This is a genomic window from Bacteroidota bacterium (genome assembly GCA_039821555.1).
Taxonomy (GTDB): Bacteria; Bacteroidota; Rhodothermia; order Rhodothermales; family Rubricoccaceae; genus JBCBEX01.
The window spans coordinates 163,018-174,185 of the sequence record JBCBNX010000004.1 but is presented as its reverse complement, the minus strand read 5'-3'; the positions used below and the strand labels follow the sequence as shown (position 1 = coordinate 174,185).

The window sequence follows — 11,168 nt, the reverse complement described above, 5'->3', positions numbered from 1 at the left end:
GCGCCGTGCTCTGCCCCATGCCGATGCGCGTCCGCCTCGGACCCGTTCGCCCTACTCGACGCGCTCGAAGCGTATCCCGAAGCTGCGCCCGTCGGCGGCGGTGAACCCGACGACCTCGCCCCCAGCGTCGCGCTCGAAGTCGATCTCGCTGAGCGGCCAGGTCCCCGAGAACACGTCGGCGGCGACCGGGCGCAGCGGACGGGTCAGACGACGGTGCTGGATCGTGAGCATGTCCTCTTGCATCACCACATCGTAGAACGTCTCCAACTCCTCGCTGAAGTAGCGCCCCGTGTAGGCCTCCAGATTCAGGTCGTCGGGGGCGGGAGCCGCCGCGTTGAGCACGACCGTGCCGCGACCGGCCATCAGCAGCGCGGCGTACGGCTCAGCGGTGTCGGAGCCAGTTCCAGTGCCGGGCCGCAGGCGGAACGAGAAGTCGTTGTTGAGCCGGAAGGTCGAGTCGTTGAGCGCGACGAGCGGGCCCGCGCGGCCGGAGCTCGAGGTCATCGTCAGCGCGTCGCCGTTGCGAGCGAACGTGACGAGGCCGATGCCCGGCGCGAGGTAGGTGCCCGCCACGCCGTCCAGAATGGCCGCATCGACCGTCACCGACTCCGCTACCTCGTCGAGCGCCTCGGCCGCGGAGGCTGCGGGCAGGTCGTCAGCGAAAAACGCTGGGGGAGCTTCGTTGGCAATGGGACCGAGCGGCACCGCCCCGATGTTGCCCATCATGACGAGCCCAGCGTCGATCTCGGGGTAGTAGGCGAGAAACGCGCGGTAGCCGCCGGTCGCGCCGCCGTGCGAGTAGCGCGTCAGGCCGAGGTGCTCGCTCACGGTGAGGCCGAGCGTGTAGTCGAGCGTGTCTCCGTTGGTGAGCAGGCTCTTTTCCGTCATGCGCGCGATCACGCCGGGACCGCCGCGTCCATTACCCAGGTCGCCCGTCTTGAGAAACTGCATCCACTTCGCGAGGTCGTCCACGGTCGTGTAGACGTCGGTCGCGCCGTAGTAGGCGTACGCCTCGAAGTCCTCGCGGAAGGTGCCGCGGTCGGTCGTGGTGTAGCTCCGCGCCATGTTCGGGATCACGTCGCCCGGCTCGCGCTCGATGGTCGTCTGCGTCATGCCGAGCGGCCCGAAGACGTTGTCGTCCATCCAATCGGGATAGGGCTGCTCGACGATGCGCTCGGCGATGGTGGTGAGGAGCACATAGGCGGTGCTGTTGTAGAGGTGCCGCGAGCCGGGCGCAAACTGGAGGTCGGGCTGGCGCATCACCACGTCGATGGCGTCCTGGCGGTCGAGGATGTCGCCGCCGACGGTGCGGCCGGTCATGGCGAGCGGGCCGTAGACCTCGCGGTAGCCGCTCGTGTGGTTGAGCAGGTGACGCAGCGTAACCGTCGTGCCGAAGTCAGGAAGCTCGGGGAGATAGGTCCGCACGTCGTCGTCGAGCGAGAGCCGGCCTTCCTCAGCCATGAGGGCGAAGAAGACGCCCGCGAACTGCTTCGAGACGGAGCCGATGTTGAAGCGCGTCGTGCGCGTGATCGGGAGCCCGTGCGCGAGGTTGGCCTGCCCGTAGGTCCGCGCCACGTCTACCTCCCCATCGCGGATCACAGCGACGATGGCCCCGGGCCGATCGTCGGTGTCGAACGCCGCCATGCTTTGGTCGAGCCGCCCCTCGGGCGTGGTAGCCTCGGGCTCAGCGCGTAGGATGGCGAGGGCAAAGTCGCCACTCTCGCGCTCAAACGGCGTCACGGTGAGCGTGTACGTCCCGGCGTCGCTTGTCGTGAAGGTGAACGGCTCCGGCCCGCGCCCGCTCTGGTCGATCCGGACAACGTCCATACCGTCTGGCCCGGCCACGTTGATCACCACATCCACGGTACGCTGGTCGGCCTCGCCGTAGACGAACTGTCCCGCCTCTAGCTCGATGGAGAACGGGACCGCGCCGTCCGAGGTGAGCGTACCCTCAGCCTCGATACCGATGGTCAGCGGCGTCTGAGCGAAAGCGGGAGCAGCGAGGACGGCGAGAGCGAGCAGGACGAGGCGCATGAGACGAAGCCAGGGGTGGAGAGAGCGATCTGCGTCGCTACGGACCTCCCCCCGGAAAGGTGCGCCCATACTTGCTGCCGAATTCCGCGCGCTACCGCAGCCCGCGCTGGAGCGTCCGCTCGGAGAACACGCGGTCCGGGATCGACGCGCCCGCCTCGCGCTCGACATAGGTGAGCACCGTGCGGCGGTCGTCCTGTACGTCCTCCATCGTGAGCGTACCCGCGCGGAACGTGTCGGGGCCGACCTCCTCGAAGTCCTCCGCGACGAGCACCTTGGCGAGCGTGTCATCCTCGGTGAAGTACTCCGCGCGCAGGATCACGTAGCGCGCGCGGTCGATGGTCAGGCGCAGCTTCGGGTGCGTCGTGGACGACGGGTCCTTGGCGAGGGCTTCGAGCACGAAGGCGGCGTCGGTGGTTTCGGCAAGCGTGGCGGTCCAGTCGTCGGGGTCGCGGGTGCCGAGGTCCTCGTAGGTGAAGTCCGAGCCCGCGAAGCGCTCGCCGCGCTCACCACCGGCGACGCGCTGCACGCGACCGAGCGCCGGGAGGTAGAGCCGCTGGTCGTCCCCGCCGTCCGTCTCGACGGTGAGCAGCCCGAGGCCGCGGATGTCGGCAGGCTCGGTGAAGACCACGATCGACTTCGTCAGGTCGTCGCTGCCGACCTTGGTGCGCAGTTGCATCGTCCGCGTCCGCGTCCGCCCGCGCGGGTCAACGATCTCCATGCGAACCGTCGAGGATTCCGAATCGAGCGGCCGCTGGCGGCGGTCGACCTCCTCAAAGATGGCGTCGGCGTCGTCCGTGGGCTGGGCGACCATCGGGGCGGCGAATGAGAGCAGAAGAAGGGCAACGAGCAGCGGTAGAAGCAGGCGCATGGCGATGTGAGCGGTCTGAGTAGAGGAGGTTGCTACAACGGCAGCGGCGGTCTCCTGTTTGTCCGTCCGCTGCATCTTCACGCGATGTCGGTAGCCCCTACAGGCAGGCGAACGCCCTGGTCCAGCTATCGCCGCTGTGCAGGTGCTCGCAGGCGTCTGTCGTGGCGCGGCGATTCTCGCGCACGTCGACTCGGTGGAGGATGAGCGGCTGCCTGTCGTGACGCTGCGACCGGAATGGGTGCAGACCGGCGTGTCTCTGCGGAAACTGGCACAGCGTGTGGGCGTGTCCGGAGCGACCGTACCGTGCTCGCCGCCCCGGATCGTTATGAACCCGCTCGCTTCGTTTCTGCTGCTTCTGACTCTAGGCCTGTCGCTCGGTTGCGACCAGGCTACCGAGCCGCCTGAGGCACCGGCACCCGGCTCGGCGCAGGCGATCCCGCTCGTGGACGCCTCCGCGCACGATCCGTCGAGCCTCCGAGAGATCGCGCCGGGCGTCTACAGCCTGTTCGCATCCTCAAACCCCGACTTCGGTGGGCGGCTCCGCCAGTTCGTCCTCGACACGAACGAGCAGGAGCCAGCGTGGGCGCTCGTGGAGCACTGGCCGACGCTTACACCGCGCGCCGACATGGCGTGGCACGTCGCCTGGATGGAGGCGTACGGCTACGACGCCGCCACGCAGATCGAGCACACCGAGTTGGCTGCCGTCGCACCGACACTCTACGACGCGAGCACGGTCTACTTCCACCTCTACAACCCGCCTGGTCGAGCGTGGGCCGCTACTCAGGGCGAGGAGCCCGCGATGTTCGCCGCGCTCTACCGTGCCACGGCGACAGGCACCTACCCTACCCAGACCTGGGCGATGGACCCCGTGCCCGTCTACTACTCGGATGACACCACGTGGGCACGAGGCGGTCCGCGCGCCGTCGATGCGCAGGTCTGGGACGGCACTGAAGGCCAGCGCTACCTCACCTTCGGCTCGTGGGACCCCGCGCAGCAGCACGTCATTGCCATAGCCGACTTAGACGCAGCGACGGGCCGCATCGTGGGCTTCGATGCAGACACGCCTGGCTACTACCCCGAAGGCGGGCACCCGTCCATCCACCCCATCGCCACGTTCGGCGAGGGCGCGTACAGCTTCCACCGCGACGGCTTCTACTACCTCTTCCTCAACCTCGGCGGGTGTTGCAGCGGCCTCGACAGCACCTACGAGATTGTTGTCGGTCGCTCTCGTTCGTTGTACGGCCCCTACCTGGACGACCGAGGCCGCAGCTTTACGGACCGCTACGAGAACCGCGACGGCCCCAATACTGAGATTTTCCCGGGCAAATCTGTACTTGCCGGGCTACGCGGACAGACGCGCTTCATCGGGCCTGGCCACACGGGGCTGTTCCAGCCGGACGACGACACGCTGTGCCTCTCGTTCCACTTCTATGATGGCGAGGACGACGGACGACCGAAGGCCGCCACTCGCCCACTCGCATTCGACGCCGAGAACTGGCCCTACGTTGTCGCCGACGCGCCCTGCACGCTTGGCCGGTAGCAGGTAGTCACAGCCACACGACCACCTTCCCCTGGCTCTGGCCGCTGTGCAGGTGCTCCACGGCATCTGGTACTGCGTCGAGCCCATCGAAGCGCACGGGGTCGATGGCGACCTGGAGGTCGCCTGCCTGTACGAGCCCGACCAGCCGCTCCATGTGCGGCCGGAAGTGGCGCGCGAAGTGCGGGAGGAAGAAGCCCCGCACCGACGCCGACTTCGCGAGCAGACGGTGATAGACGCGCACGTCGGTCACGCGCTCGGGGCCGTCCACGTACTCCCCGATGAAGCCAATCGATATCAGCCGCCCGTGCACCGCGAGCGCCCGCAGCGCCGTGTCGAACATGCGTCCGCCGACGCTCTCGTAAACAACATCGAGGCCCTTTGGGGCTTCCTTCTTCAGGACGGCCTTCAGATTCTCGGTTTTGTAGTTGATCGGCCGGTCACAGCCAAGCGTGCGCAGCAGGTCAACTTTGGCGTCGGTGCTGCACGTGCCGAGGACGCGGCAGCCGGCACGCTTGGCGAGTTGGACGGCGTACTGCCCCGTGCCGCCCGCCGCGGCGGTGACGAGGACCGTCTCCCCCGGTTTCAGGGCGCCCTGCGTCTCCAGTGCGATGCTCGCTGTGAGGCCGCTCACCAGGATCGAGAGCACTTCGGGCGTCGCCGCAGGCACCGGGATTGCTAGCTTCGCCTTGGCGAGTTGATGCGTGCGAAAGCCGCCGCCCAGCAGCGAGGTTGCGGCGCAGTCACCGACGGCCAAGTGCTCGACGCCTTCGCCCACCGCGATCACTTCGCCCGCCGCCTCGAAGCCGAGATCGACGGGCGGCACCGCGCCGGGCGTGTAGCGGCCCGCCGCCACGTTGACGTCGCTCGCGTTGACGCCCGCGACGCTGTTGCGGATCAGTACCTCGCCGGGTCCAGGCTCCGGCAGCGGCTCCTCGACGAGCACGGCGGCCTCGCGGAACTGCGGCGTGAGCGTGGCGGCGACGAGCTTGCGGAGGGCGGGCATCGGGGCAAGGGGGACGGTGTTGAGCGGGGGCTGGTGCAAGATCGCGCCGCCGTGCCTCAAGGGGAGTCAGTGTCAGAGCGCGGCGAGCGTGGCCTCAGCCTCGGCAGCGCGGGGGTCCTGGCGGTTGCGGAGGCCACGTACGAAGCGTTCGAGGTGATCGCGGGCTTGGGCGGTTTGCCCGGCAGCGGCGAGGGCTTCGCCCAGTGCGCCGTGCGCTTCCACGACGGCCGGGTGCGCCTCCTCGCGGAGGGCCTGCTGCGCGGCTAGCCCCTGCTCGGCCAGCGCTATAGCTTCGGCCGGCTCGTCGCGAGCGAGCGCGAGGCGGCTGGCCTCGGTGCGCCGGTTGGCCTCGAACAGGTTGCCCTCGACATAGGCCTCGGCGTAGACCACCGCGGCGCTGTCGAGAAGCGCGGCGGCCTCGTCCAATCGGTCTTGCTTGCGCAGCACCGCTGCGAGCACCACCTGGCCGCTGGCAACGGGCGAGCCGCTGGAGCCGTAGCGTGCCCGGTAGATCTCGACCGCCGTGCGATACGCCTGCTCGGCGTCGGCCCAACGCTCAGTGGCCGCATGCGTGTCTCCGAACTCGACGTGCGCCCGCGCGAAGGCGGGGTGGCCTTCGGGGTAACGCTGGGTGTAGGCGTCGAGCATCTGCTCGTGGGTGGCCAGCGCCTCATCGTAGCGGCCCTGCCCGCGCAACGCCGCCCCGAGTGCCCGCAGCGACACCCGTGCCGTGTTGGAGCGCATCGCGTTCATGGCCTGGAGGCGAGCCAAGAGCTCGCGAGCCCCCGCCTCCCCGTCGGCCCACCGCGCGGCTTGGTTGAGAGCGAGCACCTGGATACGCTGGCGGTAGAGCGTGTTGGGGTGGTCCGCGCCGTGGACCCGCGCCATCATCGCCACGGCCGAGTCTTGCAGCGCCAGGCCCTCCGCGTAGCGGCCTCGCTCCTTGAGCGTCAGCCCGAGGTTCGAGAGCGACGCCGCGAGGTTTGGATGGTCGCCGGGGTAGAGCCGTCGCTCCTGCGCCACCATCGTTCGGAAGAGGTCCTCCGACTCGTCGAGGATCAGCAGGTCTCGGTAGAGGGCTGCCAGGTTGTGCCGCATGGTGGCGACGTAGGGGTGCGCCTCGCCCTCGGCGTCGACCATCATCTCGACAGCCTCGCGGTAGAGCGGGGTCGCGTCGAGGCGTCGGCCCTGCTGGTGGTACGAGAGCGCAAGGTTGTTGTAGTAGATCGCGAGGTCGAGGCTTGGGTCCAGGCCGACGCGCTGCGCCATCGCGATGGCGAGTCGTTCGAGCGAGTCGGCTTCCGTGTAGCGCTCGCGCTCGCGGAGGATGCCCGCGCGGAGGTCGAGCAGTTCCGCGATGCGCTGGTGGTCGCCGCGGTAGGCCTGTTGCGCAGACGCCAGGGCGGCTTGCGCCAACGAGTCCGCTGTCACGAGCGAGCCTGCGTTGAAAAACCAGCGCGCGGTGCGGTCCTGCGCCTCGGCGAGCGCGAGCGCATCGTCGGTGAAGACGGAGTCGGCGAGCGAGAGGCCGCGCTCCAGCAGGTCGCGGGCACGGTCCATGTCGCCAAGGGAGCGGTAGACCTCGCCGGTGGTGAGGTAGAGCCGTGCCTGCACGCCGGGCTGGTCGGCGAGATCGGTGGCGATGCGCTCGACGCCCGCATCGAGCACCTGCCGGACGGTCACCGTGTCGCCCTGTGCCGAGCGTGGGTCCTCGGCTTCGAGGAGGCGCACGAAGAAGTCGGTGACCTGCTGCGACGTCTCGGCTTCGAGCTGCGCCCGGTCGCGCTCGGCCGCCGCGATGCGCGCTTGCCACAGCGCCGCGCCTAGGCCGACCAGCAGGGCCAGCACCACCGCCGCCAGGGCCCCGACGCCAACCCGGTTGCGGCGAACGAACTTCCGGGCCCGATAGCCGAGGGTGTCGGGTTGGGCTGCGACGGGCAGCCCGTCGAGGTGGCGGCGTACGTCCTCGGCGAGGTCGGTCGCCGAGCCGTAGCGGCGGTCGGGCTCCTTGCGGAGCGCCATCAGGCAGATGCGGTCAAGGTCGCCCACGAGGCGGCGGCGCAGCCGGCCCGCCTCGGTCGAGCGCGCCTCGCTGACCGTGGCAGGGCTGCGTGTTTCGGTGCCTGCCCGCGTGGGTCGCGTCTCGACCTCCGTGATGGCTGTGCTTGGGCGAACGGGGTCGTCTTCCAGGATGACCCGCTCGATTTCGTGGGGCAGCCGCTCGGCGAGGCGGTACGGGCGGTGGCCCGTGAGCAGTTCGTAGAGCAACACGCCGAGCGCATAGACATCGGCCGCCGTCGTGATAGCGTCGCCACGCACCTGCTCAGGGGCGGCATACTCCGGCGTCATCAGCCGCAGGCCCGTCTGCGTTTCCAGCACCGACACGTCCGGCCCAACGTCGAGGAGCTTGGCGATGCCGAAGTCGAGCAGCTTCACGATGGGCTCGCCCGCCTCGGTCTCGGCGACGAGGATGTTGGACGGCTTGAGGTCGCGGTGGACGACGAGGCGGCGGTGGGCATGCTGGACGGCGTCGCAGACGGTGCGGAAGAGCCGCAGCCGCGCGTCGATGCCGAGGCGGTGGCGGTCGCAGTAGGTCGTGATCGGGAGGCCGCGCACGAACTCCATCGCGAAGTAGGGCCGCCCTTCGCCCGAGAGCCCGCCGTCGAGCAGCCGTGCGATGTGCGGGTGGTCGAGGCCCGCGAGGATCTGGCGCTCGGCCTCGAAGCGGCGCAGCACCGCGGCGCTGCCCGAGCGTGGCACCAGCTTCAGCGCGACGGTCTGCTCGTAGGTGCCGTCGCCGCGGCGCGCCTCGTAGACCTCGCCCATGCCGCCGCGCCCGACGAGCTGCACGATCTCGTAGGGCCCGACGAACGTGCCCGCGGGGAGCCCGCCAGCCTCCTGGAAGGCCGGCTGCACCACCTCGTCGGCGAGCCGGCCGAAGTAGCCGGTGGCCTTGTCGTGCGCGGCGAGCAAGCTCTCGACCTCCTGCCGTAGCGCTGCGTCTTCCTCGCACGCGGTATCGAGGTAGGCCTCGCGTTCGTCTGAGGGGCGCTCCAGCGCCTGCTCGAAGACCGCCTCGATCTGGTGCCAGCGCTGGTCTGCGGCGGCCCCGTCGGACGCGGGGTCTTCGTGGCGGGGATCGTCAGGCATGAGCGGTCTGGGTTGGTCGGGTCTGTGGTGTTATTCATGCTCACGCAAACGCCTGGGGGAAGTGGATCAGTCCGACCCCGTAGCCTCGCCGCTTTGCCTAGCCCCCCACCTCGTCCGTCCCGTTGCCGGTCACCCCTGCATTTCGCGGTAGAGCCAGGCCTGCGCCATGCGCCAGCTTCGCTTCACCGTCGGCGTCGAGACCCCGACCGCGGCTGCCGTCTCCTCGATGGTCATGTCGGCGAAGAAGCGGCACTCCACGATCTGTGCGGCTCGGGCGTCGTTCTCGGCAAGCTTGTCGAGGGCTGTGTCGAGCGCCAGCAGATCGGTGAGCGCGGGGCCGCCCGGGTTGGCGATGGAGAGGCCCGGCGCGTCGAGGTCCACGCGGTGCTGATCGCCGCCCCGCTTCTGCGCGCCTTGGCGGCGAGCATAGTCCACGAGGATATGCCGCATCGCCTTGGCGGCCACGCCGAGGAAGTGCGCGCGGCTCTCGAAGCCCGTCTCTCCGTCTTGGAGGCGGAGGTAGGCCTCGTGGACGAGCGCCGTCGTGTTCAGCGTGCGCTGGCCGCTCCAGCCGCCTCGCTGCCGGTGGGCGAGGGCGCGGAGTTCGTCATAGACGAGCGGGAAGAGGCGGTCGAGGGCCTGCGGGTCGCCGGCCTGCGCGGCGTGCAGCAGGCGCGTGACTTCAGCCGCCGACATCGGATCCGACATGGCGGGTCCTCACGAATCGTGGTGGGGCGTGCGCGCGAAAATAGCATGTCGCGCGCCCGGTTTCCACCTTCCGCCCTCTGGCCAAGACACCAACACCGGCACGATGATCCGTTTCCTCGGCGGACAGCGTATTAGAGCACGGAGGCAGCACCGTCTCCACCCCGTTTTCCTTATCCGCGAAATCCAGCGATCCATGCCACGCCCTCCAGCCCTCTGGCACCGCCGAAGCCTGTTCTCAACGCTCACGCTGCTCGCCGCCCTCGTCCTCGTCGGCTGCGACTCGTCCGACCCTGCCGAGGAGCCTGACACGGTGACGTTCACCGGCACCGTCGGCAACGCCGCAGCCCTCGGCAGCCGCCCCATCGCCAACGCCCAGGTCACGTTCACCCCAACCAACGGCGCTGCTCCGGCCGGTGCCGCGCAGGCCAGCGCGGTCTTCACCGCTACCACGGACGCCGAGGGAGCCTACTCGATCGACCTCGAACCCGGCTCCTACACCGTTTCGATCGAGCGCACCGGCTACGCCCCGACCACCCGCACCGTGACGGTCGGCTCCACGACGTCGCTCTCAGAAACCCTGACCGGCTCGGTCACCATCACCGGCTCGCTCGCCAACTCGCAGGACGGGCAGGCCACGGACCTCGGCGGCGCTCGCATTGTGTTCCTCTTCGAGGACACGCTCTCCGACGACCCCATCGGCACCGACGCCGACCTGGAAACGACGGCCGCGCCCGACGGCACGTTTACGTTCCCGAACGCGCCCTATGGCACGTTCACCTGCGTGGTCTACGCGACGGGCTTCGTCCCCGCCGTGATTCGCAACGTGGACGTACCGGAAGACGGCGGGGAGGTCGACCTCAACCCCGCCGTGGTCACCGAGCGCCCCCCCGAAGGCGCCTACCGCATCGTGCTCTCGTGGGGGCAGAACCCGAGCGACCTCGACAGCCACCTCACGGGCCCCAACGGACAAGGCAGCCGTTTCCACATCTACTACGTCAGCACCAGCTTCGGCGACTCCAACCTAGACGTGGACGACACCTCCAGCTTCGGCCCGGAAACGATCACGCTCTTCCCCACCATAGACGGCGTCTACCGCTACAGCGTCCACAACTACTCGGACCGCTTCAATCCCACCGGCGCACTCGGCATCGCGGGCGATCTCGACAACGGGCAGCCCGCCCGCGTGGAGGTCTACGCCGGTGACCGCCTGCTGCGCAGCTACCGCGCCCCGAACGCCACCGACACCGACGGCGACACCTGGCAGGTCTTCGAGATGACCGTCGACGGCGACGACGTGTCGTTCTCCGGCAATGAGCCCGGAGGCCTAGGCTATGTCTTGGTCACCGACGAAGACGACGCGGGGCAGTTCATCACGAGCCCGTTCCCGGACAAAGCTGGCGCACGATAGCGCCTCGTTCTGGTTTGTCCTGCACCTACACAAACGCCGCCGCTCGTCCCTCGTGCGGCGGCGTTTGTGTAGGTGCAGGCTAGGCAGGCCGCGCGTATGCCTGCAGCGTGTCGAGGTCCACGACCGAAAGCGTCCGGGCATGGGTGGCGTCCAGCACGACGGGCGGCGCCATGCCCGCGTCCAGCGCCTCCTTCCAGCGAAGCACGCAGAGGCACCACCGATCGCCCGGCTTCAAGCCGGGAAAGCCATAGGCCGGGATCGGCGTCGAGAGGTCGTTGCCCCGGCTCCGGGTGAAGCGCAGGAACGCCTCCGTCATCTCCGCGCAGACGACGTGCGTGCCCCGGTCCTGCGGCCCCGTGCGGCAGTCGCCCGTGCGGAAGAACCCGGTCAGCGGGTCCACGCTACACGGTTGAAGCGGCGTGCCGAGCACATTCCGGGGCGCGTCCACATCGAGGGG

Annotated in this window: 8 protein-coding genes; 2 read left to right on the top strand and 6 right to left on the bottom strand. The window is 69.2% G+C overall.

Features of this window, described 5'->3' with window-relative positions:
• Window positions 1–51: 51 nt before the first annotated feature.
• Window positions 52–2,034, bottom strand: a complete 1,983-nt coding sequence (locus tag AAFU51_06715; protein MEO1570944.1) for a serine hydrolase — start codon at window positions 2,032–2,034, stop codon at window positions 52–54.
• Window positions 2,035–2,125: 91 nt separating this feature from the next.
• Window positions 2,126–2,902, bottom strand: a complete 777-nt coding sequence (locus AAFU51_06710) for an outer membrane lipoprotein-sorting protein (GenBank protein MEO1570943.1) — start codon at window positions 2,900–2,902, stop codon at window positions 2,126–2,128.
• 325 nt (window positions 2,903–3,227) lie between these two features.
• On the opposite strand from AAFU51_06710, the gene AAFU51_06705 reads away from it, so the two are divergent.
• Entirely contained in the window at window positions 3,228–4,442 is a 1,215-nt protein-coding gene (locus AAFU51_06705) for a family 43 glycosylhydrolase (GenBank protein MEO1570942.1), read from the top strand.
• A 7-nt stretch (window positions 4,443–4,449) separates the two neighbouring features.
• On the opposite strand, the gene AAFU51_06700 is transcribed toward AAFU51_06705, so the two are convergent.
• The 3 genes from AAFU51_06700 to AAFU51_06690 all read right to left on the bottom strand — a co-directional run bounded on the left by AAFU51_06700 (window position 4,450) and on the right by AAFU51_06690 (window position 9,303).
• On the bottom strand, window positions 4,450–5,445 hold the full coding sequence (locus tag AAFU51_06700) for a zinc-binding dehydrogenase (protein MEO1570941.1): 996 nt from the start codon (window positions 5,443–5,445) through the stop codon (window positions 4,450–4,452).
• A 72-nt stretch (window positions 5,446–5,517) separates the two neighbouring features.
• Window positions 5,518–8,595: a serine/threonine-protein kinase gene (locus AAFU51_06695; GenBank protein ID MEO1570940.1), complete on the bottom strand. Its 3,078-nt coding sequence runs from the start codon at window positions 8,593–8,595 to the stop codon at window positions 5,518–5,520.
• Between the two features lie 129 nt (window positions 8,596–8,724).
• Window positions 8,725–9,303 (bottom strand): sigma-70 family RNA polymerase sigma factor, encoded by a 579-nt coding sequence (locus tag AAFU51_06690; GenBank protein ID MEO1570939.1) that lies wholly within the window; start codon window positions 9,301–9,303, stop codon window positions 8,725–8,727.
• 193 nt (window positions 9,304–9,496) lie between these two features.
• On the opposite strand from AAFU51_06690, the gene AAFU51_06685 reads away from it, so the two are divergent.
• On the top strand, window positions 9,497–10,711 hold the full coding sequence (locus AAFU51_06685; protein MEO1570938.1) for a carboxypeptidase regulatory-like domain-containing protein: 1,215 nt from the start codon (window positions 9,497–9,499) through the stop codon (window positions 10,709–10,711).
• A 79-nt stretch (window positions 10,712–10,790) separates the two neighbouring features.
• Here AAFU51_06685 and AAFU51_06680 read toward each other — a convergent pair whose 3' ends face one another.
• Window positions 10,791–11,159, bottom strand: a complete 369-nt coding sequence (locus tag AAFU51_06680) for a DUF2237 domain-containing protein (protein MEO1570937.1) — start codon at window positions 11,157–11,159, stop codon at window positions 10,791–10,793.
• Window positions 11,160–11,168: the final 9 nt, after the last annotated feature.